Source organism: Streptomyces siamensis, from assembly GCF_039543605.1.
In the GTDB taxonomy this organism is placed as follows: Bacteria; Actinomycetota; Actinomycetes; order Streptomycetales; family Streptomycetaceae; genus Streptomyces; species Streptomyces siamensis.
Genome location: NZ_BAABKB010000030.1, coordinates 182,600 through 209,126, shown reverse-complemented (window position 1 = coordinate 209,126; position 26,527 = coordinate 182,600). Strand labels below are relative to the sequence as shown.

16 protein-coding genes are annotated in these 26,527 nt (G+C 73.3%); 6 read left to right on the top strand and 10 right to left on the bottom strand.

Annotated features, from left to right (window positions below):
- Positions 1-244 precede the first annotated feature (244 nt).
- The gene (locus ABEB03_RS31720; protein WP_345656278.1) at positions 245-1,090 is read left to right on the top strand and encodes a hypothetical protein; all 846 of its coding nucleotides are present in this window, start codon (positions 245-247) and stop codon (positions 1,088-1,090) included.
- Between the two features lie 377 nt (positions 1,091-1,467).
- Here the strand turns inward: ABEB03_RS31720 and ABEB03_RS31715 are convergent, their stop codons facing one another.
- Positions 1,468-3,507 carry a cell division protein PerM gene (locus ABEB03_RS31715; RefSeq protein ID WP_345656277.1) on the bottom strand — a complete coding sequence of 680 codons (2,040 nt, stop codon included), beginning with the start codon at positions 3,505-3,507 and terminating at the stop codon, positions 1,468-1,470.
- A gap of 96 nt (positions 3,508-3,603) precedes the next feature.
- On the opposite strand from ABEB03_RS31715, the gene ABEB03_RS31710 reads away from it, so the two are divergent.
- On the top strand, positions 3,604-4,743 hold the full coding sequence (locus tag ABEB03_RS31710; RefSeq protein WP_345656276.1) for a helix-turn-helix domain-containing protein: 1,140 nt from the start codon (positions 3,604-3,606) through the stop codon (positions 4,741-4,743).
- 95 nt (positions 4,744-4,838) lie between these two features.
- Here ABEB03_RS31710 and sucD read toward each other — a convergent pair whose 3' ends face one another.
- From sucD to ABEB03_RS31675, 7 genes are all read right to left on the bottom strand, one after another.
- Entirely contained in the window at positions 4,839-5,723 is an 885-nt protein-coding gene (sucD, locus tag ABEB03_RS31705; protein WP_028805502.1) for a succinate--CoA ligase subunit alpha, read from the bottom strand.
- A 22-nt stretch (positions 5,724-5,745) separates the two neighbouring features.
- Entirely contained in the window at positions 5,746-6,924 is a 1,179-nt protein-coding gene (sucC, locus tag ABEB03_RS31700; RefSeq protein ID WP_345656275.1) for an ADP-forming succinate--CoA ligase subunit beta, read from the bottom strand.
- A gap of 453 nt (positions 6,925-7,377) precedes the next feature.
- Entirely contained in the window at positions 7,378-9,039 is a 1,662-nt protein-coding gene (locus ABEB03_RS31695; RefSeq protein WP_345656274.1) for a hypothetical protein, read from the bottom strand.
- Positions 9,040-9,232: 193 nt separating this feature from the next.
- Entirely contained in the window at positions 9,233-10,384 is a 1,152-nt protein-coding gene (locus ABEB03_RS31690; protein ID WP_345656273.1) for a hypothetical protein, read from the bottom strand.
- Positions 10,385-10,515: 131 nt separating this feature from the next.
- Entirely contained in the window at positions 10,516-11,643 is a 1,128-nt protein-coding gene (locus ABEB03_RS31685) for a VWA domain-containing protein (RefSeq protein ID WP_345656455.1), read from the bottom strand.
- A gap of 203 nt (positions 11,644-11,846) precedes the next feature.
- Positions 11,847-14,459: a DUF5682 family protein gene (locus ABEB03_RS31680; RefSeq protein ID WP_345656272.1), complete on the bottom strand. Its 2,613-nt coding sequence runs from the start codon at positions 14,457-14,459 to the stop codon at positions 11,847-11,849.
- A complete protein-coding gene (locus ABEB03_RS31675) occupies positions 14,456-15,610 on the bottom strand; it encodes an ATP-binding protein (protein ID WP_345656271.1) in 1,155 nt (384 codons plus the stop codon). Before ABEB03_RS31675 ends, ABEB03_RS31680 begins: the two co-directional genes overlap by 4 nt.
- Positions 15,611-15,743: 133 nt before the next feature.
- On the opposite strand from ABEB03_RS31675, the gene ABEB03_RS31670 reads away from it, so the two are divergent.
- Together ABEB03_RS31670 and ABEB03_RS31665 are read left to right on the top strand one after the other, a co-directional pair.
- The gene (locus ABEB03_RS31670) at positions 15,744-17,099 is read left to right on the top strand and encodes an SWIM zinc finger family protein (protein ID WP_345656270.1); all 1,356 of its coding nucleotides are present in this window, start codon (positions 15,744-15,746) and stop codon (positions 17,097-17,099) included.
- Positions 17,100-17,160: 61 nt separating this feature from the next.
- Complete coding sequence (locus tag ABEB03_RS31665; protein ID WP_345656269.1) at positions 17,161-18,783, top strand: DUF5691 domain-containing protein; 1,623 nt, start codon at positions 17,161-17,163, stop codon at positions 18,781-18,783.
- A 667-nt stretch (positions 18,784-19,450) separates the two neighbouring features.
- On the opposite strand, the gene ABEB03_RS31660 is transcribed toward ABEB03_RS31665, so the two are convergent.
- The gene (locus ABEB03_RS31660; protein WP_345656268.1) at positions 19,451-19,867 is read right to left on the bottom strand and encodes a cobalamin B12-binding domain-containing protein; all 417 of its coding nucleotides are present in this window, start codon (positions 19,865-19,867) and stop codon (positions 19,451-19,453) included.
- A gap of 641 nt (positions 19,868-20,508) precedes the next feature.
- Here ABEB03_RS31660 and ABEB03_RS31655 point away from each other — a divergent pair.
- Together ABEB03_RS31655 and ABEB03_RS31650 are read left to right on the top strand one after the other, a co-directional pair.
- Entirely contained in the window at positions 20,509-21,369 is an 861-nt protein-coding gene (locus tag ABEB03_RS31655; protein ID WP_345656267.1) for an esterase/lipase family protein, read from the top strand.
- Positions 21,370-21,703: 334 nt separating this feature from the next.
- Positions 21,704-23,299, top strand: a complete 1,596-nt coding sequence (locus ABEB03_RS31650) for a M23 family metallopeptidase (RefSeq protein ID WP_345656266.1) — start codon at positions 21,704-21,706, stop codon at positions 23,297-23,299.
- Positions 23,300-23,527: 228 nt separating this feature from the next.
- On the opposite strand, the gene pcrA is transcribed toward ABEB03_RS31650, so the two are convergent.
- A complete protein-coding gene (gene pcrA / locus ABEB03_RS31645; RefSeq protein WP_345656265.1) occupies positions 23,528-25,978 on the bottom strand; it encodes a DNA helicase PcrA in 2,451 nt (816 codons plus the stop codon).
- Positions 25,979-26,527 lie beyond the last annotated feature (549 nt).

Here is a 26,527-nt window from a genome sequence, read left to right as displayed (position 1 = left end):
CCCGGAACACCGTCCCGCGCGGGGAACGCCCCGTGCGCGCGGGACGTTGACCAGGGACGGACACGAACGCCCGGGACACGGGTCCCGGGAACACCCGCGGCGCGGGCCCCGGAAACCGGGGCGCGGGCCCTGCAGGACATCCGGGGCGCGAGTCCGGGGCAGAACGCTCGGGGCGCGCGTCGCGAGCACGACGTCGTGCGGACACGCCGCCCGCCAGAACCACCAAGGGGAAGACGCACACCTGATGCCGGACCGCAGTCTCCGACTCCCTCCGCTGCTGCTGCGCGAGCGGCGCCCTTCGCCCACCCCGCCCCGGTCGGACGGGGAGGCGCCGGCGGGTGGGCAGGGCTCCTCGGGCGGCCACGGCCGAGCCGGCGGGAACGGCTCCTCGGGCGACGGCGGCCCCGACGGTCCTCCCCCGCCCTCGGACGACAACCCGTTCGCCCCGCCGCCGGAGGGCACGCCCGACCGGCCGTGGCAGCCGCGGCGCCCGACGAACGGCGGCGACACCGAGGAGAACGGCAACTCCGGACAGCCCGACGGCGGGTACACGCCGTGGGGCAGCCAGTGGAGCGACCGTCAGCCCGGTCCCTCGTCCGGCGGCGGCTTCGGCGACCGGCCCGGTGCCCCGCAGGGGCAGGGCGGCCCTGAGGGCCCCGGCGGCGGTCCCGGCACCGGTATGCGCTGGGACCCGACCGACCCGGCCCAGCGCCGTGCACGGTACGCGCTGCTGTGCGGCATGTGGGCGTTCTTCTTCGCCCTCTTCAGCTGGCCGTACGTGGCGCTGCTGCTCGGTGCGCTCGCCCTGTACTGGGGCGGCAGCTCCCTGCGCGCCAAGCCCCGCACCCCGGACCCGGACGCTCCCGCGCCCGCGCCCGAGGCGGGCGGGCGGCCGCAGAGGACGGCCGCGGTGAGCGGGATCGTCACCGCGTCGCTCGCCATCGTGATGGTCGCCGCGACGTTCACCGCGCACCTCGTGTACAGCGACTACTACTCCTGCACGAACGACGCGCTCACGAACGCGGCGAAGCAGTCCTGCAACGACCTCCTGCCCAAGGAGCTCCGGGGCGTCCTCGGCACGAGCGGCTGACCTCCGGCCCACCGCGTGGGCCCGTCCGCTCGCCACGCGGCCGGTCCGGTCCGACCGGGTCCGGCGGCAACCCGTCGGTCACGCACGCCCCGCGGGCGGTACCGGGGCTCCCCGGCCTCGCGCCGGGTCCGGGAGCTCGGGGCGGCCCGGCGACGTCACGCAGGTCCGCGTGCCACGTGCCCATGGGCTCCACGCCCTCACGCCGGGTCCCGGCGCTCCGGGGTCCCGGCGTCCCTGCCTCCCGGGGTTCCTGGGTCCCGGCGTCCCGGGGCTCCATCGGCCTCCGCGACCTCACCCGGAGGTCCGGCGGTCCGGCGGTCCGGCGGCCGGCGACGTCCCGCCCGTCCGCGTCCCACATGTTCGCGGGCTCCACGCCCTCACGCCGGGTCCCGGGGCTCAGGCGGCCCGGTGACGTCACGCAGCTCCGCGTCCCCCGTGTGCGTGGACCCCACTGCGTCACGCGGGCCCGGGTCCCGAGGCTCACGGTCCTCGCGCGGAGCCGGGTCCCTGGGGTCCGAGGGCCTCGCGGCGTCGCGCGAGAGCAGGTACCGGGGGTCCGTGAGGCCCGTGGTGTCCCGCGGAGCCGGGTCCCGGGACTCCGAGGGCCTCTCCGCGTCGCCCGGGGCACGGTCCCGGGGCTCCACGGAGTCACGCGCGTCCGGCCCCGACGGCTCCGGACGCTCCGCGGCCTCGCGGACGGCCGGATCCGGAAGTCTCGCGGCCTCGCGCAGGGCCGCCCAGCGGGCCTCGCGGGACGCCTCCTCGTGCCAGGGGAATCCCTCGGCGTCCGCGGCGGGCTCGTGCCGGATGGACCCCGTGACGTCCGCGGGATCCTCGTCCCACAGGGACCCGGGGGTGTCCACGGGCAGGAAGTCGTACGGTTCGAAGTCGTCGGCGCGGCCGGCAGCCGCTGCCCCGCCGGCGGACGCTCCGGCCGCAGGCTCGCCCAGGTCGTCCCGCGGCCGCGGGCGCGACGGTCCGTACGGCCGCGATCCCCACGGCAGCCGGAAGGGGGAGAAGGCCGGACGGCGCCGCAGGAACTTCCCGGCCGCCGCGGAGCCACCGGCAGCCGCCCGCGGCCCACGCCGCACCCGCCGCCCCCGCAGCCCCACCGCCACGGGCACGCCGACGGCCGCCGCCCACAGCGCCGCCGCGGGCCCGACCTGCCACCACACGGGCCCGAAGTCGGTCAGCGCGGCCACCCCGAGCGGCCCTCCGGCCAGCGCGGCGAGCAGGCCGAACACGCCGCCGCACCATCCGGCGGCCAGCAGCGCGGCACCCGCCGTCCGCTTACGGGACCAGGCCTCCTGCGCCGCTCCGTCCGGCGGTGCCGCGACACCGACCACGAACCAGGCGACCGTCGCCCCGGCGGCGACGGGCAGCACCCCGGTCGCCCAGCCGAACGGCCCCTTCTCGCCCGGCACGGCCGCCAGCAGCGGAAAGGCGGGCAGCAGGTCGGTCGAGGCGCGTGGCCCCGCCGCGGCCACGGACAGCGGCCCGGCGACATGCCCGGTACCCAGGACGACTCCGGGGCCGAGTCCGTAGGCCGCTCCCCAGACCGCCGCGTTCGGGACCAGCGCGAGACAGAGCAGCAGGACGGCGAGACGGCCCGACCACACGTCCGTGAGCTGGAGGAACGAGTCCCTTGCCACTCCCCCGTGCCACGCCAGTGACACCGCGACGAGCAGGGCCCCGCCCCCGACGAGCACCGCCGTCCCGGCCGCGGCGGCCCGCAGCGCACCGCCGAGGAACCGGTCCTCGCCGCCGAGGAGCCGTTCGCCGACGGCGACGAGACGGCGTACGGCTGCGGCCGGACGGGCCGGCAGGCGTCGCGGGACCCGCGACGCCCAGGGCGGCAGCGGGCCCCGGGGGCGCCCGTACGCCGTCCAGACCCCCGCCCCCGCGGCGAGCGCGGCGAGCGGCGGCAGGCACACCACGACCCACCCCCAGGAGGGCCGCAGCGCGCCGCCCGAGGCGTAGAGGGCGGCGGCCGTGCCGACGGACAGGTAACCGGCGACGACACCGGCCCATGCCGTGGCGGGAGCCGCCCGCACCCCCTCGGCCGCGTCCCTGGCCGCCCGGTGCACCAGCCACAGGGGCAGCGCCGGAAGGAGCAGCGGTGTCACTCCGACCGGCATGGGCAGACCGGAGAGGGTGTCGGTGCGGATCAGCTCGACGCCGTGGGCGAGGAGCCACAGGGACGCCGCGACGTGCAGGGCCCCGCCCGGCCCGCTGTCCGGGTACGGGGAGCTGATCCACAGGGCCATGACGAGGACGGCGGAGGAGCCGAGCCCGAGGCCCGCCGCGACGGCGCCGCCGAGGAGGCCGGAGCCCAGTCCGGGTGATCGGTCGCGCAGCCGGACGAGCAGAATCGGCAGCGGCGGCCTGCGGTCGGTCATGTGGGTCACGCCCGCCATGCTCCCAACGACACGCGCTTTCCCGTCGTAACAGGCGAACCCCGGATGTGTCGCTCAATATGCATCTATGTACTTTTTCGTACGAAAGGGCGCCTCGTGACGCGGAGTCCTCAGACCCCCCTGCCCGGCCCCAAGGAGCGCCGCCGCCTGCGCGAGGCCAAGTCGCTGACCCAGGCCGAGGTCGCCACGAAAGTGGGCGTCACCCGCGAGACGGTGCGCTCGTGGGAGTCCGGCCGTACGACGCCACGCGGCCGCAAACGGGAGACGTACGCGAAACTGCTCACCGAACCGGCTTCCTCCGAGGCCGGGGTGACCACCCGTCAGGAGCAGTCCGCGCCCGCCTTGGTGGGCGCCGCCACCGGTCCGGGCGGCTACGCCGCGGGCTCCCCGCGGCCGGCACCCCTGCCCGGGACCGCCCCGGGCCCGCTCCCCGCGGACGGGCTGACGCCCGCTCAGGCCTTCGACGCGCTCTACGCGTTCTGCGCCCCCGCCCTCGTACGGCAGACGTATCTGCTCACCGGGCGGCGTGAACTGGCACGCGAGTCCGTGGAGCGTGCCTTCCAGCAGGCCTGGCACAACTGGCCCGAGGTGGCCATGGACCGGGACCCCGCCGGGTGGGTGCGGGCGACGGCGCACGAGTACGCCCTCTCCCCCTGGCACCGGCTGCGCCCCCGCCACCGGCAGCCGGAGCCGCCGCCCGCCGACGCGGCCGACCGCGCGCTCCTGGACGCCCTGCTGACGCTGCCGCCCGTGCACCGGCGCACGTTGTTGCTCTACGACGGCGTAGGGCTCGACCTGCCGGAGACGGCGGCCGAGACGGAGGCGAGCACGCCCGCCGCGGCCAACCGGCTGCTGCACGCGCGCGAGTCTCTCGCGACACGGCTGCCCGACCTGGCGGTGCCGGACGTGCTCCACCGGCGGCTCGCCGAGCTGGCGAGCACGGAGCGGCTGCGCGCCGCCAAGCCGCGCACGGTCCGCTGGGGCGGCGAGCGCCGCGCCGAGCGCTGGACCCGGGCCGCCATCGCGTTCACGGTGCTGCTCATCGGCGCGACGACGCTGACGCTGCGGACGGCCCCGGACCACTACGAGGCCCCGCTCGCGCCCGGCGAGACCGTCCACGGCCTGCCGCCCCGCTCCGCTCCGGGCCCGCTGTCGGACGAGCAGCTGCGGCTGCGCGCCAAGCTGAAGTCGGAGACGGTGAACGGTCCGGAACGGCTCGTGCCGGACGACCGCTGACACCCCGTACGAGGTTGCCGGCGGGGCGTCCGGACATACGGGTGGGCCCGCACCCCCTCAAGGGGTGCGGGCCCACCCGCGTGGTGCTGCTGGGCTCAGCCCGCGAGGATCTCGCGCGCGAGCTTCGCCGTCTCGGTCGGCGTCTTGCCGACCTTGACGCCGGCGGCCTCGAGGGCCTCCTTCTTCGCGGCGGCCGTACCGGAGGAGCCGGAGACGATGGCGCCGGCGTGGCCCATCGTCTTGCCCTCGGGCGCGGTGAAGCCGGCGACGTAGCCGACGACCGGCTTGGTCACGTTGGCCTTGATGAAGTCGGCCGCACGCTCCTCGGCGTCGCCGCCGATCTCACCGATCATGACGATCAGGTCGGTGTCGGGGTCGGCCTCGAACGCGGCGAGCGCGTCGATGTGCGTGGTGCCGATGATCGGGTCGCCACCGATGCCGACGGCGGACGAGAAGCCGATGTCACGGAGCTCGTACATCATCTGGTACGTCAGCGTGCCGGACTTCGAGACCAGACCGATGCGGCCCGGCTTGGTGATGTCGCCCGGGATGATGCCGGCGTTGGACTGGCCCGGGGTGATGAGACCGGGGCAGTTCGGGCCGATGATGCGGGTCTTGTTGCCCTTCGACTTCGCGTACGCCCAGAAGGCGGCGGAGTCGTGGACGGCGATGCCCTCGGTGATGACGACCGCGAGCGGGATCTCCGCGTCGATGGCCTCGACGACGGCGGCCTTGGCGAAGGCCGGCGGCACGAAGAGGACGGACACGTTGGCGCCGGTCTTCTCCATGGCCTCGGCGACCGAGCCGAAGACGGGGATCTCGTGGCCGTCGATGTCGACGGACGTGCCCGCCTTGCGCGGGTTGACGCCACCGACGATGTTCGTGCCGTCGGCCAGCATGAGCTTGGTGTGCTTCATGCCCGTGGCACCGGTCATGCCCTGGACGATGACCTTGCTGTCCTTGTTGAGGAAGATAGCCATGGCTGTGGTGTTCCCTCGTCCCTTACTTGGCCGCGGCCAGCTCGGCGGCCTTGTCGGCCGCGCCGTCCATGGTGTCCACACGCTGCACGAGCGGGTGGTTGGCGTCCGACAGGATCTTGCGACCCAGCTCGGCGTTGTTGCCGTCGAGACGCACGACCAGCGGCTTGGTGACTTCCTCGCCCTTGTCCTTGAGCAGCTGGAGCGCCTGGACGATGCCGTTGGCGACCTCGTCACAGGCGGTGATGCCACCGAAGACGTTGACGAAGACGGACTTGACGTCCGGGTCGCCGAGGATGATCTCCAGGCCGTTCGCCATGACCGCGGCGGAGGCGCCACCGCCGATGTCGAGGAAGTTGGCGGGCTTGACGCCACCGTGGTTCTCACCGGCGTACGCGACGACGTCCAGGGTGCTCATGACGAGACCCGCGCCGTTGCCGATGATGCCGACCTCGCCGTCGAGCTTGACGTAGTTGAGGTTCTTCTCCTTGGCGGCGGCCTCGAGCGGGTTGGCCGACGCGTGGTCGACCAGCGCCTCGTGCTCCGGCTGACGGAACTCGGCGTTCTCGTCCAGGGAGACCTTGCCGTCCAGGGCGATGACGTCGCCGGAGGCGACCTTCGCCAGCGGGTTGACCTCGACGAGGAGCGCGTCCTCGGCGACGAAGGTCTTCCACAGCGTCACCAGCACGTCGGCGACCTTGTCGGCGACGTCGGCCGGGAACTTCGCGGCCGCGACGATCTCGCGGGCCTTCTCCGGGGTGACACCCTCGTTGGCGTCGATCGGCGTCTTGGCGACGGCGTCGGGGCGAGTGGCCGCCACCTCCTCGATCTCCATGCCGCCCTCGACGGACGCGATGGAGAGGAAGGTGCGGTTGGTGCGGTCCAGGAGGAAGGAGACGTAGTACTCCTCCAGGATCTCCGGAGCGGTCTCGGCGATCATCACCTTGTGGACCGTGTGGCCCTTGATGTCCATGCCGAGGATGTCCGTCGCACGCGCGACGGCCTCGTCCGGGGTGGCGGCGAGCTTCACGCCACCGGCCTTGCCACGTCCGCCGACCTTCACCTGGGCCTTGACGACGGACTTGCCACCGAGACGCTCAGTGGCTGCGCGGGCCGCCTCAGGCGTGTCGATGACTTCACCGGCCAGCACCGGTACATCGTGCTTGGCGAAGAGGTCCCTCGCCTGGTACTCGAACAGGTCCACGCGCTTCCGTCCCTATCAGTGATCTCGCGGTTCGTTGGATGCGTGGGCGTGCCGCGAAGGGCAACGTGACGTCCGCTGTCACAAGGGTGGCGCACACGGTGTCCGAGCGCGCGGCATGTCCGTCTCGCAGGTTATCGCCGCTGGCGGCGGGTCCCTAAATCGCGGGTCACACCTGAGCGGTGATACCTGTCACATGATGCCTCACTCGCTGGCACCGCGTGCCGCATGAGCAGGGCCTCACCGGGTTGGGGTTGACCCGGTGAGGCCCCTTGAACAGCCCCGAAGGGCTCAGGCAGGGCGGTCCCCACCCCAATGGGGACCGCTCTGCCCATCCGCGGGGTTCCGGTCGGACGGTCCGACGGGTTTCGGCCGTCCGGGTCCGTCGGCCCCGCGGAGTCGATCGGGTGCCGTACGACCGCCCTCGCCGCGGGCGGGTCGTACGACGGGGGTGCCTCAGGCCCCGTACGTGCCGTACGAAGCGCCGGGCAGGTAGCTCGGGGCGACGGACTCGGCCACGCCCCGGACGCCGTCGACGGCGTGGCCGGCCAACGGGCCGCCGGTCGCCGCGGCGGTACCGGTCAGGTCCTGCGCGAACGGACCGGCCTGTGCGACGACACCGGCCGCGAACGGGTCGACCTGGCCGACCACGCCGTCCGCGAACGGCCGCACGTCGCCCGTGACGCCGTACGCCAGCCCGGTGGCGCTGCCCGCGACCCCGTCCGCCACGGGCTGCACGAAGTCCACGACGGGCTGCGCCGCGCCGGCCACTCCCCCGGCGAAGGCCGGCACGTCGCCGGTGACGACACCCTGCGCGAACGGGGCGACCTGGCCCGTGACGCCGTGCGCGAACCCGCCCGCGGCCCCCACGACACCGCCCGCGAACGGCTGGACGTCACCGACCACACCGTGCGCGAGCGTGCCCGCGTCCACGACGGCCTGGCCGGCGACCGGGACGACACCGTGCACCGCGGCCTGGGCCACGGGCGGCAGCACCGAGCCGGCCGCGTCGCCGACGACCTGGCCGACGGCTCCGTGCACGACCGGCTGCGCGTCACCCACGACGCCGTACGCCAGGCCGCCCGCCTCACCCGCGACATCGTGCGCGAGCCCCGTCGCGTCGGCCGCGGCGCCGTACGCCACCGCCGTCACGCCGTCCACCGCACCGTGGGCCAGCGTGGTCGCGCCCCCCACGGCCCCGTGCGCCAGCGGCGCGACATGGCCGACCGCGTGCTGCGCCACCGGAGTGACGCCCTGGACGGCGGTCGCGGCGACGGGCGGCAGCGCCGAGGCGGCCGTCTCGTCCACCACCGGGATCGCGATGCCGGTGGCGGTGCCGACGGCGCCGCCGACCTGTGCGGGAGCTCCGGTCGCCGTCCGCGCCGCCGTGCCCGTGGCGCCGGCCGCCGTGTTCCCGGCCGTCCGCTCCGCCGTGGCGACGGTCTGCCGGACCCCGGTCCGGGCGGCCGAGGGCACGCCGGCGGCGGTGCGCTGGACGGCGGCGAGCTTGCTCTGCGCCCCGGCGAGCGCCTCCTCCACCTCCGGCGCGAACGCCGAGAGCGGGCCGAAGAGGTAGTCGATCTCGCCCTGCGGGGTGCCGGCGTCGGCGACGGTCTGCCGCGCCGTGTCCGCGGTGTGCCGCGCGGTGGCGGTCCCGACGTGGGAGAGGTGGGTGGCGGCGGGGACCTCGGCCTCGACGTAGCGGCGGGCGTGGTCGGCGGTCGTCGCCGCGCCCTGGGCGGTCCTCGCCGTGTGCTGTGCCTGCGTGGTCGCGGTCGTCTTCGCCGCGGTGGCGGTGCTTACGGCCTGTGCGACGTGGCCGCCGGCCGTCGCCCGCGCCTGGGCGACGGTGCCCGGGACCGAGGAGGTCACGTCGTCGACGGCGGTGCCGCCGGTGACGGCGGACACCGTGTCGTGCACGTCGTTCGTCACGTTCCCGACGGCGGCGTCGACGGTGCCGGTCACCGCGCCGACGGCGTCGGTCACGCCGACGCTCGCGTCGGGAGCGGACACGGACGACGCCGGCAGTTCGTCCGCGCTCGCGGCGGCGGAGCCGAGCGCCCACGCGCCGGTGACGCCGGCGGCTATGACGATGGAACGGCGGATGTTCTTGTTCATGCTGCGTCAGATCCTTCGGGATTCCGAGAGTTCGGGAGATTCCGGGGAGTCGCTGAACACCGGTGGGATCCGGTGGATTCAGGTGAGTTCCTTGGGCTGCCGTCCGGGATTCGCAGGGGTGCCCGGACGGCGGGCAGACCTGTTCCGCCCCCGCGCGGCAGGTCGCTCAGCGGGGAGGGGAGGAGAAGGCTGACTAGCCGGGGAAAACGGGAATGTCCCGGTACCTGTCCCGGGTCTCGGCCGCGGTCACGACCGCGGAGGCGCCGGGCACGAGCCGCAGCGGTGCCCGGTGGACGGGGGTGATGGCGTGCGGATCACCGTGCCGCGGCGCGCCGTTGTCGACCGCGGAACGGTCGATCAGCGTGCCGGTCGTGTCGTCCGCGGGTGCCTGACGCGCGGGTGACTGCACCGTCGGCACGCCCTCGTGGGCGCGGCGCACCGCACCCGCCCAGGCGTCCGCGCCGCGCGCGTCGGGGCCGAACGCAGGGGTGGTGGCCGGCGTGTGCTGACGTCGCGTCGCGTGCTGCCCGGCCGTGGCGGGCCGGTTGTTCTGCGCCGCCCCGCCGTGAGCGGGCGGCACGGAGCCGGCCGGCAGGGGCTGTGCAGCCGTGGGCGGGAGCGCGGGCAGGTCCGGCAGACCGGGAAGACCCGGTACGGCCGGGAGTGCGTCCGGCGGGGTCGCGGGCAGCCCACCGGTGACCGTCTCCACCAGGTCACCGACCGGCCGCACGACCGCACCGGTGGCGGGTCGCACGAGATCGTCGACCGGCTGGACGACGTGCCGAACGGTGTCGGTCACCTGCGTGACCACCCCCGCGACGGGGGCGAGAGCGCCGTCGACGGCGGGGGCGGCGGGACGACCCGCCCGGGTGTCGTGCGACACAGGTGCCCCGGGTGCCGCCTCCGCGGCCCGCGTCCCGTCCGTCGTACGTGTCGCGGGCGCGGGCACTGCCCTGGCGGGCTCGGGCGCCGTCCCGGCCGTGGACTTGGCCTCGGCCGTGGACTCGGACTGGGCCGTGGACTCGGACTGGGCCGTGGACTTGGCCTGGCCGTCGTCCGGGACGGTGGCCGTCGCCTCGGAGGCTCCCTCGGATACGCCGGCCGCTTCCGGTCCGGCCCCCTCGGTACGGGGCGCCGGCACGTGGTGCACCGCGTCCGCCGTCGAACGGACCACACCCGCCGCCGGCCCGGGCACTGTGCCGTCGGCGGCCTGTGCGCGCTCTCCGCAGAGGAGGGCGATGGCGAACAATCCACCCAACAACAGCGCCAGTTGCAGCGCACGCCGCCCAGCCGCCTCACGCGTCACGCGCGAAGCGGCACCGGACAGCACGGCTGACGGGGGCAAGAGGGGGAGGGTCCTCCCGTACGAAGGGAAAGAAGGTGGCACTGAGCCGCGTCGATCCTTGCACGGGACTCCCGAGGTTGCGCAAGTCCCCTGTTACCGATGGGTACTCATGTCCGGATTTTCCATTCCGCTCACCTGGTGTCCGGTATCGGCAGTGGTCGCTTCTCGATCGCGGCCGCCATGACCTCGGGGAACAGGTCGGGCGTGCAGGCGAACGCCGGTGCGTCGAGCGCCGCGAGCGCCGCCGCGTGCTCGCGGTCGTACGCGGGCGCCCCTTCGTCGGACAGCGCGAGCAGCGTCACGAACTGCACTCCCGACGCCTTCATCGCCGCGACCCGCTTCAGCATCTCGTTGCGTATGCCGCCCTCGTAGAGGTCGCTGATGAGGACGACCACCGTGTCGGCGGGCCTGGTGATCTGGGACTGGCAGTACGCGAGGGCCCTGTTGATGTCCGTACCGCCACCGAGCTGGGTTCCGAAGAGGACGTCCACCGGGTCGTCGAGCTGGTCGGTGAGGTCGACGACGGCGGTGTCGAAGACGACGAGGCGGGTGGCGATGGACCTCATCGACGCGAGGACGGCCCCGAACACGGAGGCGTACACGACGGAGGCCGCCATCGAGCCCGACTGGTCGATGCAGAGGATGACCTCCTTCTTCACGGACTGCGAGGCGCGGCCGTACCCGATGAGCCGCTCGGGCACGATCGTGCGGTACTCGGGCAGATAGTGCTTGAGGTTGGCCGCGATCGTGCGGTTCCAGTCGATGTCGTGGTGACGCGGCCTGCTGATCCGGGCGCTGCGGTCGAGAGCTCCGGTGAGGGTCGCCCGCGTACGGGTGGCGAGCCGCTTCTCCAGGTCCTCGACCACCTTGCGCACGACGGCCCGTGCCGTCTCCTTCGTCGTCTCCGGCATGGCCTTGTTCAGGGAGAGGAGGGTGCCCACCAGATGCACGTCGGCCTCCACGGCCTCCAGCATCTCGGGCTCCAGCAGCAGCGCGGAGAGCCCGAGCCGGTCGATGGCGTCACGCTGCATGACCTGCACGACGGAGGACGGGAAGTACGTCCGGATGTCGCCGAGCCAGCGCGCGACCGACGGCGCGGACGCCCCGAGCCCCGCCGAACGCGACCGCCCCGACTGCGCCTGGTTCCCCTTCCCGTACAGCGCGGCGAGCGCTCCGTCCATCGCCGCGTCCTGCCCGGAGAGCGCGCATCCGGTGCCGTCCGCCTCATCGCCCCCGAGCACGAGCCGCCAACGCCGCATCCGCTCACCGGCCGCGTCGGTCACCGCAGGCGGACCAGGGGTGGCGGAGGTGCCGGGCGCGGTGGTGTCGGCGGCAGGGGTGGTGGTCGTGCCGGGCGTGGCGGGTGTGGTGGTGGCCGTGCCACGCGTGCCGGGCGTGATGGGGGGCGTGCCAGGTGTGCCGGGCGTGGCGGTGGGTGCGCCGGGCGTGTTCAACGGTGCGGTCATCGGGCCGCCTCCACAAGGTCGTCCAGGTCGGTCACGTCATCGGATTCGTCCAGCCCGAGCAACAGGCTCAGCACCGGCAGCACGGCGTCCGCGCGACCGGCGTCGAGGCCGGTCGCGAACCCGGGCATCCCGGAGGCGGTGGCCTCGGCGCTCCCCGTCGCACGCGGGCCGCGCCGGAGCAGTTCGCCCAGCGTTCTGCGCACTCCGGGCTCGTACGCCGAGAACGTCCGCCGCAGGAGTGGCAGTACGTCCGTGAATGCCTCCGCGGGCACGCCGGTCAGCCACGCGTCCACCAGCCCGAGCAGCCGCTCGTCGTGCACGAGCAGCATCCCGCCCCCGGAGCCGCCTCCGACGAAGCCCTCGATCCACGCGGCCGCGTCGCCGGGTGCCGTCCCCGGCGACAACACCAGCCCCATCAGCCTGGCTGCCTCTTCCTGCGCCAACTCCCCGTCGTCCAGGAGCAGTCGAACGGTCCGCCCACGGACCACCCCCGGGACCGTGTCGCGGGCGGTCAGCACCCGCAGCACGGAGTGCCAGCGATGGCGTATGCCGGCGGACGGGTCAGCACGGTCGGAGGACGGGGAACCGTCCGATGGCGAGGAACCGCCGGGAGTCGGCAAGCCGCCGGACGACGAGGAACCGCCGGAGGACGCGGAGCCGGCCGGTGACGTCGTGAGCGTCTCCGCCAGCAGCCCCACCGCGCCGTGCACCGCGTCCACATGACGCCGCATCTCCTCGGCGGCCTCCGCGTCGAGGGAAGCGCAGGCCGGCGGCAGTCCGACGAAGATCCGCTCGGCGAGCCCCTCGGCCACCCCGGCGAGGGCGTGCGTGTCCGTACCCCGCACGTCGCCGTACCGCAGCGAGCGGACGAGGGCGGGCAGTGCCTGTGCGAGATGGCCGACGTCCGCGTCGAGAGCGGCCCGGTCGGCGAGGACCCGCATCACGACGGGCAGCGCTTCGGGCAGTTCGGCGAGGAGGCAGCGCTCGGAGAGCGCCGTGACGTCCGCCAGCGAAGGCGCCGAGACGGCGTCCGCCTCGGCTCTGGCGGTGGCGGCGGCCAGTACCGTCGTGCCCCACACGCCGGCCTCGGCGACCCGTACGGACAACTCCGGTTCCCAGCGCAGCCGCCAGGTCTCCCGGAACGTGCCGGTGCTGCCGCGCGACGCCGTGGGCTCACCCCAGGACACGCCCAGGAGCCGCAGCCGGTGCAGCAGTCTGCTGCGCCCGGCGTCGGTCTCCTTGCGCAGGTCCAGCTCCAACTCCCGCTCCAGCGCATCCGGTTTCATCCGCAGCCGCCGCTGGAGTCGTGCCAGGTCGCGCTGCAACGGCACGGCGGGCGCCGATTCCGGCACCTCGCCGAGCACGTCGCCGACCACCAGCCGATCCCGCACGAGGGACAGCGGGACGTCCGAGCCCTCGCACATCACGGCCTGTACCGCATCGGTGGTCTCGGTGAGGCCCGCCAGGGGGCGGCCACGCATCGCTGCGAGCGTGTCGGCCAGCCGCACCGCCTCGATCACATGGGCGGAGGAAACCCCCTGGTCCTCCGCGCGCAGCAGCCGGGCCACCTTGGTCATCCACCGCTCGACCGGACGGTCCGGGACGCTGAACAGATGCCCGTACCAGCCCGGGGAGTCGATGCCCGCGCCGTACCCGCTGACGCGGGAGAGCCGGCGGTGCGTCCACGGCACCCAGGTCAGGTCGGGCTTGACCTTGGGCAGGCCCTTGAGCAGCGCCCGGTCGGCACCGACCGTGGTCTTCCGGCGCAGCGCGGGCACGTGCCAGGCGCCGCACACCACGGCCACGTCGTCCCCGCACTCGCGCTGGGCCGCCCGGATCTGCAGTCGCATATAGGCCTCGCGCACCAGGTCCCGGTCGTGCCCGCCGACCCCGTACGCCTCCCGGAGCGCGCCCATCGCCTCTTCGAGCACGGCGAACGGAGCGAACGGGTCTCCCTGCGCGTCCGCCCGGTGCTCGACGACGTCCTCCCACCAGCGCTCCGGATCGTCATAGCCCGCGGTCTCGGCAAGGACGGCCAGGGGGTCGATCTGTACGGCCGCCTCGGTCAACTCCGCCGCGGGGGACGACTCCTGGTCGCGGTCCTGCCCCTCACCGTCGCGTCTCGGCTCCTCCTCGCCGCTCTCCTTCTCCCCTCTTTCCTTCTCCTCTTTCTGCTCCCCCTCTTTCTGCTCCTCCGCCTTCTGTTCCTCTTTTCTCTCGTCCTGCCGCTCCTCTTCTTTCTCCTGCGGAGAGTCCCCGTCTCCCCATGCCAGCGTGTGGGCTGCCGGGAGGTCGATGAAGCGGGCCGGAACTCCGTGGTCCAGGGCCCATCGGATCGCCACCCATTCCGGTGAGAACTCGGCCAGCGGCCAGAAGGCCGAGCGGCCGGGCTCGTCCACGACATGGGCCAGGAGGGCGACCGGGGGCCGCATGTCCTCGTCGGCGGCGAGCGGGACGAGCGCGTCCGCCTCCGGGGGCCCCTCGATCAGCACGACCCGGGGTGCCGTCGCGTCCAGCGCGGCGCGCACGGCTCGTGCCGAACCGGGGCCGTGGTGCCGCACGCCGAGCAGCAGCGGCCCCCGCTCCCGGTCGCTCCGGGCTCCGCTCATGCGCTCACCTCGCGGCAGGCCCGGTAGAAGTCCTTCCAGCCGTCACGCTCGCGGACGACCGCCTCCAGATACTCCTGCCAGATGACACGGTCGGCCGCCGGGTCCCGGACGACGGCGCCGAGGATGCCGGCCGCGACGTCGCCCGCTCGCAGGACGCCGTCCCCGAAGTGGGCGGCCAGAGCGAGGCCGTTGGTGACGACGGAGATCGCCTCGGCGGTGGACAGAGTGCCGCTGGGCGACTTCAGCTTCGTGCGCCCGTCGGCCGTGACCCCGTCGCGCAGCTCGCGGAAGACGGTGACGACGCGACGGATCTCGTCGATGCCGTCGGGCACGGCGGGCAGGTCGAGGGAGCGGCCGATCTGCTCGACACGGCGCGAGACGATGTCGACCTCCGCGTCGGCGCTCTCCGGCAACGGCAGCACCACCGTGTTGAACCGGCGGCGCAGCGCGCTCGACAGTTCATTGACCCCGCGGTCGCGGTCGTTGGCCGTGGCGATCAGGTTGAACCCGCGGACCGCCTGCACCTCCTGGCCCAACTCCGGGATGGGCAGCGTCTTCTCGGACAGGATCGTGATCAACGTGTCCTGCACGTCGGCGGGGATGCGGGTCAGCTCCTCCACGCGAGCCGTCATGCCCTCGGCCATGGCCCGCATGACCGGGCTGGGCACGAGGGCGTCGCGGCTCGGGCCGTGCGCGAGCAGCTGCGCGTAGTTCCAGCCGTACCGGATCGCTTCCTCCGGCGTCCCCGCCGTGCCCTGGACGAGCAGCGTCGAGTCGCCGCTGACGGCGGCGGCCAGGTGCTCGGACACCCAGGTCTTGGCCGTGCCCGGCACGCCGAGCAGGAGCAGTGCGCGGTCGGTGGCGAGCGTGGTGACGGCGACCTCGACGATACGGCGCGGGCCCACGTACTTCGGTGTGATCACCGTGCCGTCCGGCAGGGTGCCGCCCAGCAGATAGGTCGCCACGGCCCACGGCGACAGCCGCCAGCGGGCCGGACGCGGGCGGTCGTCCTGCGCGGCCAGCGCTTCGAGTTCGGCCGCGAAGGCGTGCTCGGCGTGCGGTCGCAGCGCCTCGGCCGTCCCTTCGACGGTGGCTCCCGCGAACTCTTCCGCGGACGCCTCGGCGGACGTCGGTTCTACGGACACGGACATGGCTCGGTCCCCCTCCAGCTCGGCCGGTTCGGATCTGGCTCCACCGTGCACCACGGCACTGACAATGCGCTCTGACCTGCACAAACGACTTCGCGAAGGTCGATTGTCAGTGGCGGGACCTACCTTCGATGGCATGACACAGCAGGGGGTGCGCTGGACGGCGGATCAGGTGCTGGCACTGGCGCCTGACGCCGCGTCACGCAAGGCGGGAAGCAAACTCGGCGCGGCCGGGCCGTGGTCCGAGGCGGGCAGTTCTGACGAGGGGACCGTGTGGGGACTGTGCAAGGGAAGTGGCAGCAAGCCGTATCAGACGGTCATCGACATCGCGGACTCCACCGGGCCCGCCTACAAGTGCAGTTGTCCGAGCCGGAAGTTCCCGTGCAAGCACGCGCTGGGGCTGCTGCTGCTCTGGGCGGGCGGCGACGGCACGGTGCCGCATGCGCAGGCACCGGACTGGGCCGAGCAGTGGATAGAAGGACGAAGAGCGCGCTCGGAGAAGAAGAGGACGGCGGGCGGGGCATCTGGAGCGTCCTCGGCGGGTGATCCGGAAGCGGCGCGGCGCAGGGCGGAGCGGCGCGCCGAGCGGATCACGGCCGGTGCGGCCGAGTTGGAGCAGCGGCTGGCCGACCTGCTGCGCGGCGGCCTCGCCTCGGCCGAGCAGGCGGGGTACGGGATGTGGGAGGAGACGGCGGCCCGCATGGTCGACGCGCAGGCGCCCGGCCTGGCCGCGCGAGTCCGGGAGTTGGGGGCGATCCCGTCGTCCGGGCCCGGCTGGCCCGTGCGTCTGCTGGAGGAGTGCGCGCTGCTGCACCTCCTCGATCAGGGCTGGCTGCGGCGCGAACTGTTGCCGGACGGCCTGGCCGCGACGGTCCGTTCGCGGGTCGGCCTGTCCGGCTCGGCGGACGGCCGGCCGGTGCGGGACCGCTGGCTGGTCCTGGCGCAGTACGACACGTCGGACGCCCGGCTCACGACGCGCAGGATCTGGCTGTACGGCGCGGAGTCCGGGCGTGCGGCCCTGCTCCTCTCTTATGGGGCGGCCGGCCGCGCACCCGAACTGGCGCTGCCCGTGGGGCTGGCCTTCGAGGCTGAGGTGTCCGCCTATCCGGGTGCCGGTCAGCTGCGGGCCGCGCTCGGCGAGCAGTTCACGCCACCGGCTCCCGCGGCGATACGGCCGCCGGGCACGACCACCCTTCAGGCCGTCGAGCGCTACGGCGAAGCACTGCGGGCCGACCCGTGGCTGGACTCGTACCCGGTCACCCTGGACCGGGTCGTGCCCACTCCCGACGGCGACACCTGGCAACTGGTCGACGCAGACGGCGAGTTGGCCCTGCCTCTCACTCCGTCCTCCCGTTCCCGCCCCGATCTCTGGCGTCTGGTCGCGCTCTCCGGCGGCGCGCCGGTCACGGTCTTCGGCGAGTGCGGCCACCGCGGCTTCACCCCGCTGACGGCTTGGCCGGAGGGCCCCGGGGAGGCGGTGCCCCTGTGCTGACGGCGCGGCCGGCCGACACCACCCGCACGGGCCACACCCCATCCGTACGGAAAGGACGCTCATGAACACGACCTCGGCCCCGGCGGGCGCGCCCGCCGGTGGCTCCTGGGAGGAGCTCGTCACCGTGGCGCTGCTCGGCACGGAGCGGCGTACGCCTCCGGGACTGCGGCCCGGCCGAGAAGCACCGGTGGCATTGCTGGACGCCGCCGCCGTGGAGACGGTGCGGCGGCGGGCCGGCGTCCGCCCCGCGCGGGCCGCGGCGCGACCGGAGCCGGCGGCGCGGGATCCCCGGCCGTCGCTGCCGCCCGCGGCGGCCCGCAGGCTGGCGATGCTGCTCGCGGACCGGCCGGGCACGGGAGGCGGGGGCCGCAGAGGGACGGCGCCGGACCTGATGGAGCTGCTGCCCCAGTGGCTCCAACTGGCCAACGCGCGCGGCTTCGCGGCACCCCCTCAGGCCTTGCCCGCGCTCCTGGACGCGGCCCGCGGCCGCACGGATCTACGGCCGGCCGCCCTGGCCTTCGCGGGACCGCGGGCGGTGTGGCTGGCGCGACTGAACCCGGAGTGGCGGTTCGCGCTGCGCTCCGCACCGGGCGGCGGTGCCGCGCTGCCGGGCCCGGAAGAGACCGAGCAGGTCGAGCGGTTGTGGCAGGAGGGGCTGTTCGCTGAGCGGGTCGCGCTGCTCTCCGCGATACGCGCCCATGATGCTGACGCTGCAAGGGAGTTGTTGACCACGACCTGGGCGACGGAACGGGCGGAGGACCGGCTGATGTTCCTCGATTCACTGCGGTCCGGCCTGTGCCCGGCCGACGAGGCGTTCCTGGAACGGGCGCTGGCGGACCGCAGCCGCAACGTGCGCGCGACGGCCGCGGAGCTCCTGTCCGCGCTGCCCGATTCCGCGCTCGCGGCCCGGATGGCGGCACGAGCCGGTTCGTGCGTGGCCGTGGACCGTACGCGGGGCACGCCCACGATCGTCGTCGAGGCTCCGCACGAGTGCGACGCCGGCATGGAGCGGGACGGAGTGGTGCCGAATCCGCCCACCGGTCGGGGGGAACGCTCCTGGTGGCTGGGCCAGTTGGTCGAGGCGGCCCCGCTGCGCGTCTGGCAGGAGCGGCTCGGGGGGCGCACGCCGGAGGAGATCGTGGCGTTGCCCGTGGCGGACGACTGGCAGGGCGAGCTGCACGCCGCCTGGTGCCGGGCGGCGGTGCGCCAGCGTGATCCCGGGTGGTCCAGGGCGCTGCTGGGCGCGCCGGCCGCGCCGGAGGCCGGGGGGCCCGGGGCGGTCTCCCTGGCCGAGCGGTCGAAACTGCTCGCCACGCTCGGCTCCGCGGAGCGCGCGGAGTGGGTGGCGGGGTTCATCGGGACGCACGGGCTGTCGGAGGCGTTCCAGCTGCTGGGGGTGTGCGCCGTGCCCTGGGCCGGGCCCCTGGGGCGGGCGGTGGTGGACGCGCTCAACATCGCGCGGGACGCCGGCAGCTATCCGTGGAGCTTCAGCGGGGTGATGGGGCTCGCGGAGCGATGCCTGGACCCCGCCGAGGCGGGACGGCTCGAAGGGCTCACCTCCGTGCCCGACGAGTCGGAGAACGCGGCGCCGGGAGCCGGCAGCTACTGGGCCGAGGCGTTCCAGCGCCTTGTCACCACGTTGCGGTTGCGCGCGGCGATGACCTCCGAGCTCGGCGAGCCGTGAGGGGCCACGCCCCGCCGGCCCACCGCAAGGCACCTCGCCCCGCCGGCCCACCGCGAGGCACCTCACCCCACCGGCCCACCGCGAGGCACCTCACCCCACCGGCCCACCGCGAGGCACCGCGCCCCACCGGCCCACCGCGAGGCACCGCGCCCCGATCGGGCGTACGGGGGACGGCACCCGGCCCAGATCGGCAACCTCGCCCCGCCCGGCCCACTGCCCCCCGGTCCGGCCCACCTGCGAAGCAGGCCGGCACCCCGGCCCGCACCCGTATGGGGGACGCGCACCAGCCCGTGCGCCCGTGGCCGACGCCACCGGTCACCCCGGTGGCGCTCATCGTCGGCCCCGACCCCCTGGACCTCGGCCCTGGACAGCAACGAGCCCCGTGCGCCGCGCGCACGGGGCTCGTCCCGGAAGCCGTAGCCGGACAGGCTGCACCGCGGTCGGTCGGCGGCTCGGGCGAACGCCACGGACCGTCTCGCCGTGCCGGACCAGACGGCGCCGGGCCAGACGGCGCCGGACCCGGCTCGGTCCGCCCGAGGGCGACCACCGAGCGTCACGCCCCAGCCGGCCACCCGACAGACCGCCAGGTCGCCCGGCACCGCAAGCAGCCCACAGGCGGCCACAGGCAGCCCCGAGCCGCATCCCGGTCGAGGACGACCGCGGGGCGTCACGCCTCCGCCGGCTGCCTCACGTTGGCCCGCACCCAGTCCACGATCGACGCGGTCGTCGCGCCGGGGGTGAAGATCTCCGCGACACCCTTCTCCTTGAGAGGAGCGATGTCCGCCTCGGGGATGATGCCGCCGCCGAAGACCTTGATGTCCTCCGCGTCACGCTGCTTCAGGAGCTCGATCACGGCCGCGAAGAGCGTGTTGTGGGCACCGGAGAGGATGGAGAGGCCGATCGCGTCGGCGTCCTCCTGGATCGCGGTGTCGACGATCTGCTCAGGGGTCTGATGGAGCCCGGTGTAGATGACCTCCATACCGGCGTCGCGCAGCGCCCGCGCGATCACCTTGGCCCCGCGATCGTGGCCGTCGAGCCCCGGCTTTGCCACGACCACGCGGATCGGACCGGCTGCCACACCCATCACTGCCTCCATGAACCGACTACATCAACCTGCACCGACACCGATTGTGACTGCCGACACATGGCCACCGACTACTGACTATTCACACATATCGCAGAATCTGCCGCTCACCACACCGGATGTGCCTCGCAGCCCGGGCGCCCCGGGGCCTACGGCCGGGTAAGTGAACGAACGTTATCGCCAGCATCCCGCACCCGGCAGTTTCGCGGTGGAGACCGAGGGGGAAATCACACACTGGGACAAGTTCGCCGCGCATCGCTCCGAATCCGGCGGCACCAGCGCCGCACGGACGTGCGGCACACAGGCCTCGGCCGGAGCCCTGCGCACAGGAGAGCCGCACAGGTGGCCTCGCCACCACGGCGTCAGCGGGACACCGTGGCGATGAGGGCACCGGGGACGGTCCGACAGCAAGGAGCCAGGCCGGTACGAGAACCACGGGACGACGAGGACGGCTCCACGACACCGCCGCAGGGTCGCACCGACGGCGAGGAGTCCACTCACTTCCCCCGGCAGGGCGCCACGTAGCGTCGCGGTGCACGGTGCACCGCTCACGCGCCGTCGGTCACCGCCGCCACCACGGCTCTCCATGAGGGCACACGGGGGACAGAGCGGTCCTGCCGCGTGCCGACTGGAGGTCGGCCATGAAGGTCACCAGGGCAGCGACGCCCTTTCTCCCCCTCTGTCAGCTTCTGCTTCCGAGCAGACTGGCCGGGCTTTCAGTGACCCTCCTGAAAGCGACGGCTCTGGAGATCGCGATCCTCGCCGGTCACCTCCTCCTCTACCCCTCCGGCATCGTCCAGGAGCGCCGCTCCACTCCCGCGCTGCCCTCACCCGACACGGCGCAGCTCCCCACCGAGGCCAAGCCGCCGGTCGTCCTGCTGCACGGCTTCATCGACAACCGCTCCGTCTTCGTCCTGCTGCGCCGCAACCTCGCCCAGCACGGCCGGCAGCACGTGGAGTCCCTCAACTACTCGCCGCTGACGTGCGACATCCGCACCGCCGCGGAACTGCTCGGCCGGCACATCGAGGAGATCTGCGAGCGCACGGGCCATCCGCAGGTGGACATCGTCGGGCACAGCCTCGGCGGCCTGATCGCGCGGTACTACGCGCAGTGCCTCGGCGGCGACGCCCACGTCCGCACCCTCGTCACGCTCGGCACGCCGCACTCGGGCACCCGGGTCGCCCCGCTGATGAACGCGCACCCGATCGTGCGTCAGATGCGCCCCGGCTCCGAGGTGATCGAGGAACTGGCCATGCCCGCACCGGGCTGCCGGACCCAGTTCGTCAGCTTCTGGAGCGATCTGGACCATCTGATGGACCCGCTGGAGTCGGCCTGCGTCGACCACCCCGACCTGCTCGCGCACAACGTCCGCGTGAGCGGCGTCGGCCATCTCGCCCTGCCGGTGCACCCGGCCGTGGCGACCGGCATACGGCAGGCGCTCGACATGGAGGAGGCCGACATCCGGACGGCCACCCGGGCGGGAGGTCTGACGGTCGCGTGACGACGACCGGCGGTCGCGCGGCGGTGGGCGCCCGCGTGACCGCCGCCGGCGTTCGCGCGACGGCCCATTGAGGCGCTCGTCGCCCTCACTTCACGGTCGCCGGCACCCGGAAAACGGCTCCACGACACCCGTCGGACAGCCCCACGACACCCCTGGCGCTTCGAACATTCATCGAACACCAGGCCAAAGTCGTGCCCGCACTCCCCCGAAACACGGCCGAATGCCCGTTTCCCGAGAACGGGAAACCTGACGAAGATTGTCGCGCCCGCGTACCGCCGGGTACAGTCGCCGCACTGCTCTGCCAGCCCCTGTTGTCGAGGCGAAAGAGAAGTTGGTGAACGACCGTCACCCGTCGGGGACCGTGACTCCCCCGGCTCCGGCCTCCGATGCCGCCGCGGCGCTCCATGCGTCGTACGGCGCACAGGAAGCCCAGTACGGCGACTTCACCACGTACGACGCCTACGCCGCCAACGGTTATGACGCGGGTGTCGGCGCGACCGGTTCCTATGCGACCGCGACCTTCGAGGCCGACCCCCTCTTCGGGGACATGTCGGGCCAGGGCACGGGGTCCTACGACGCCACGCAGTGGAGCACCGGCAGCCACCAGACGCCGAACTACGACCCGTACGCGGCGCAGCACCAGGCGGCCTACGACACCGGCAGCTACGAGACGACGGCCTGGGCGTCCGGCTACCAGCAGCTCGCCGACATCCCCGCGCAGCACCCGAGCCCGGAGGCGTCGGGACAGTGGGACGCCAGTGCCTGGCTCCAGCCGGACCAGTCGGTCGACCACTCCCAGCAGTGGAGCGCGCCGGCCCAGGAGACGGGTGCGTACGACGCCACGCAGTGGAACACCGTCGGCGGCCACGATCCGTACGAGGCGTACGAGTATCCGCAGCAGGACGCCTACGAGCAGCCGCTCGCCCAGCAGGAGTCGTACGAACAGCCGCACGGCCACGCCGAGGCGTACGAGCAGCCCGAGACGCACGCGTCCGTGCCCTTCGACCAGCAGGCGACCGCCACCTTCGATCACGTCTCGTACGACCAGCACATCGACGCGGACGACGAGTTCGAGTCCTTCACCGACGACGTGGACGCGCCGGCCGACGACGACGGGGACTACGAGGCCCCGCTGCTCGACGACATGGAGGAGGTCGTCCCGACCCCCCGTGCCGCGTCCCGCTCGGGCTCCCGCTCCCGTCGCCGCAGCCCCGCGAAACGTTCCGCTCTGCTGACCGTCGCCGTTCCCTCGGCCTGCGTGATGGGCGTCGCCGGCATCGCCGCCGCCTCCGTGGGCAACCTCGGCGGGGACGACGGCAAGGACACCACGGCGAGCGCCCCGGACCCCACGGCCGTGAAGCCGTCCACCGCCAACAACAAGCTGGACACCCAGCTCCAGAGTCTGTCCGCGGGCGCGGACGACTTCGCCGACCGGGCCAGCCGCACGCAGGAACGTATCGACCTCAAGGCCCAGCAGGCGGCCGACAAGAAGAAGGCGGCGGAGGAAGCGGCCCGCAAGGAGCGGCTGCGTCCCAAGTTCGCCATCCCGGTGGCGCGGAAGGGCCTCAGCGCCTACTTCGGCCAGGCGGGCATCAACTGGATGTCCGTGCACACGGGAATCGACTTCCCGGTCTCGTACGGCACGCCGGTGATGGCCGCGACCGACGGAACCGTCCGCACGCAGTGGAACAGCGCGTACGGGAACATGATGATCGTCACCGCGAAGGACGGCACGGAGACCTGGTACTGCCACCTCTCCACGTACAAGGTCGCCTCCGGCACCGCGGTGAAGGCCGGCGACCAGATCGCCTTCTCCGGCAACTCCGGCAACTCGACCGGTCCGCACCTGCACTTCGAGGTCCGGCCGGGCGGCGGTTCGGCGATCGACCCGCTGCCGTGGCTGCGCAGCCACGGACTGGACCCGACGTAACGACCCCGGGCCCACGCCACTGTTCGGGCCCCACCACACTCCTGCCCCGGGACCACCCTCACTCTCGCGAGCCCGGGCCCGCTTCCCCGAGGCGCGGCCGACGACGCCGCGAAGACGTACGCCGACGGAGGCGCTCCCCCTCAGGTGTCCTGCGGGCTCAGGTGTCCCGCGGACGGACCGGGACCGCGGGCCTGTCGAGCAGCGACAGGCCCCTCGGGCTCCCGGCTCCTACAGCTTCTCCACCGGCGCGTACCGCAGCAGCAGTCGCTTCGGCTTCGCCTCGCCGAAGTCGATCGTCGCCTCGGCGTTCGCGCCCGTCCCCTTCACACCTACGACGGTGCCGAGGCCGAACTGGTCGTGCGTGACCCGGTCCCCGACGGCCAGCGAGACCACCGGCTTCTCCGAGATCCCACGCCGCGTCGCGAACCCGGACGCCCCCGAGGCCGCGGACCGCGAACGCGAGGACGACAGTGAGGCGGCGATCCCCGACGCCGGACCGGACGACACGGGAGCCGTCGCCCCGGTGCGCTTCCAGTCCAGATGGGTGGCCGGGATCTCCTCCAGGAACCGGGACGGCGGGTTGTACGAGGGCTGGCCCCATGCGCTGCGCATCGACGACCGCGTGAGGTAGAGCCGCTCCCGCGCGCGCGTGATGCCTACGTACGCCAGGCGCCGCTCCTCCTCCAGCTCCTTGACCTGTCCCAGCGCGCGCATGTGCGGGAAGACGCCGTCCTCCATGCCGGTCAGGAAGACCACGGGGAATTCGAGGCCCTTGGCGGTGTGCAGGGTCATCAGGGTGATGACGCCGTTGCCGTCCTCCTCGTCCGGGATCTGGTCGGAGTCGGCGACGAGCGCGACCCGCTCCAGGAACTCGGAGAGGCCTCCCACGACCTCGCCCTCGCCCGACTCCTGCTCGAACTCCAGGGCCACGGCGGCGAGTTCCTGGAGGTTCTCGATCCGGGTCTCGTCCTGCGGGTCGGTCGATGCCTGCAACTCGGCGAGGTAGCCGGTGCGTTCGAGGACCGCCTCCAGGACGGTGGCCGGGCCGGCGCCCGACTCGACGATCGTCCGGAGGTCCTCCATCAGCGTGTTGAACCGCTTGACCGCGTTCGTCGAGCGGGCCGCCATCCCGTACGCCTCGTCCACGCGGCGCAGCGCCTGCGGGAAGCTGATCTTCTCGCGCTGCGACAGCGCGTCGATCATCGCTTCGGCGCGCTCGCCGATGCCGCGCTTGGGAACGTTCAGGATGCGGCGCAGCGGGACCGAGTCCTCGGGGTTGGACAGCACCCTGAGGTACGCGAGGACGTCCCGGACCTCCTTGCGCTCGTAGAAGCGGACGCCGCCGACGACCTTGTAGGGCAGGCCGACGCGGATGAAGACCTCTTCGAAGACACGGGACTGCGCGTTCGTACGGTAGAAGACGGCGACGTCGCCCGCCTTGGCCTCGCCCGCGTCGGTGAGACGGTCTATCTCGTCGGCGACGAACTGGGCCTCGTCGTGCTCCGTGTCGGCCACGTAGCCGGTGATGTTGGAACCGGCGCCCGCGTTGGTCCACAGGTTCTTCGGGCGCCGTGATTCGTTGCGCTCGATGACCGCGTTGGCAGCGGAGAGGATCGTCTGGGTGGAGCGGTAGTTCTGTTCGAGCAGGATCGTCGTCGCGTCCGTGTAGTCCTCCTCGAACTGGAGGATGTTGCGGATGGTCGCGCCGCGGAAGGCGTAGATCGACTGGTCGGCGTCACCCACGACGCACAGCTCGCCGGGGTCGCTGTCGGCGGGCCCCACCAGCTCCCTGACCAGGGCGTACTGCGCGTGGTTGGTGTCCTGGTACTCGTCGACCATGACGTGGCGGAAGCGGCGGCGGTAGTGCTCGGCGACGTCCGGGAAGGCGCGCAGCAGATTGACCGTCGTCATGATCAGGTCGTCGAAGTCGAGCGCGTTGGCCTCGCGGAGGCGCGACTGGTAGAGCGCGTAGGCCTGCGCGAGGGTCTTCTCGAAGCCGTCGGCGGCCTGGTTCGCGAAGTCCTCCTCGTCGATCAGCTCGTTCTTCAGGTTCGAGATCTTGGCGCTGAAGGACTTCGGCGGGAAGCGCTTGGGGTCGAGGTCCAGGTCGCGGCAGACCAGGGCCATCAGACGCTTGCTGTCGGCGGCGTCGTAGATCGAGAAGGACGACGTGAAGCCGAGCTTCTTGCTCTCGCGGCGCAGGATGCGGACGCAGGCGCTGTGGAAGGTCATCACCCACATCGCGCCCGCGCGCGGGCCGACGAGCTGCTCGACGCGCTCCTTCATCTCGCCCGCGGCCTTGTTCGTGAAGGTGATCGCGAGGATCTGGCCGGGGTGGACGTGCCGCTCGGCCAGCAGATGGGCGATCCGGTGGGTGAGCACGCGGGTCTTGCCCGAACCCGCGCCGGCCACGATGAGCAGCGGGGAGCCGGAGTGGACGACGGCGGCGCGCTGATTCTCGTTCAGTCCGTCGAGCAGCGTCGCCGGGTCCAGGGCAGGGCGGTGCGCGCCGTCGCGGTAGTACGCGTCCCGGGCCGGGGGCAGGTCGAAGCGGCCGCCGAACAGGTCGTCCGGAATCGGCTCCGGCGCCTCGTCCTCGGGCGGCGGCGGGGGCTCTTCCTCGTGGGCCCCGGAGGGCTTGAGGTCCGCCAGGAAGCTGTCGTCAAAGAGGCTGCTCATCGCTCTCCGAGTCTAGGCCGCCCCACCGACAACCGGCCGCCGCCCCGGAAAGTCCGCCCCGATCGGGGTGTCCGTCCGTCTCCGCGGTGCCTCATGGAAGCCGATGATCTTCCCGGACCGGCCTCCGTGAGCCCGGCCCGCCCCTCCCGGGTCCACTCCCGGGTCCACTCCCGGGTCCGCCGACCCCATCACCCGCCCGCCCGGCTCCGTGAGTCCCTCGCCCCCCGCCTGGACTCCGCGAGCCCCGTGCCCTGCCCCGGCATCGGCGCCGGCCCCGAAGACCCCTCCCCGCCGCCTCCGCCACCTCCGCCATCTCCGCCGCTCCGCCGTGACGCACATCACCTTCAGAACCCCCGCGGCGCGTCCCGCCCCCCACCGACACCCCCTTAACCCCTGTCACCCTCCAGATCCTCCGGACCACGATCGGTGAGAGTGACGCTTCTCATGGCCAAGGTCACGAAAATGTATCGGGCATATCGCACATCAACCTTCACAGCAGCCACACGAATTGGCTAGCGTGCCGCACAGGCCGCTCGACCCCCACCGGCG

Coding starts and splice junctions, on each gene's coding strand:
- ABEB03_RS31660 (WP_345656268.1), bottom strand. CDS start 19,867: ATGGGTGTGGCAGCCGGTCCGATCCGCGTGGTCGTGGCAAAGCCGGGG.
- pcrA (WP_345656265.1), bottom strand. CDS start 25,978: ATGAGCAGCCTCTTTGACGACAGCTTCCTGGCGGACCTCAAGCCCTCC.
- ABEB03_RS31685 (WP_345656455.1), bottom strand. CDS start 11,643: ATGCGGCGTTGGCGGCTCGTGCTCGGGGGCGATGAGGCGGACGGCACC.
- ABEB03_RS31670 (WP_345656270.1), top strand. CDS start 15,744: ATGACACAGCAGGGGGTGCGCTGGACGGCGGATCAGGTGCTGGCACTG.
- ABEB03_RS31720 (WP_345656278.1), top strand. CDS start 245: ATGCCGGACCGCAGTCTCCGACTCCCTCCGCTGCTGCTGCGCGAGCGG.
- ABEB03_RS31665 (WP_345656269.1), top strand. CDS start 17,161: ATGAACACGACCTCGGCCCCGGCGGGCGCGCCCGCCGGTGGCTCCTGG.
- ABEB03_RS31675 (WP_345656271.1), bottom strand. CDS start 15,610: ATGTCCGTGTCCGTAGAACCGACGTCCGCCGAGGCGTCCGCGGAAGAG.
- ABEB03_RS31715 (WP_345656277.1), bottom strand. CDS start 3,507: ATGGCGGGCGTGACCCACATGACCGACCGCAGGCCGCCGCTGCCGATT.
- ABEB03_RS31680 (WP_345656272.1), bottom strand. CDS start 14,459: ATGAGCGGAGCCCGGAGCGACCGGGAGCGGGGGCCGCTGCTGCTCGGC.
- ABEB03_RS31695 (WP_345656274.1), bottom strand. CDS start 9,039: ATGAACAAGAACATCCGCCGTTCCATCGTCATAGCCGCCGGCGTCACC.
- sucD (WP_028805502.1), bottom strand. CDS start 5,723: ATGGCTATCTTCCTCAACAAGGACAGCAAGGTCATCGTCCAGGGCATG.
- ABEB03_RS31655 (WP_345656267.1), top strand. CDS start 20,509: ATGAAGGTCACCAGGGCAGCGACGCCCTTTCTCCCCCTCTGTCAGCTT.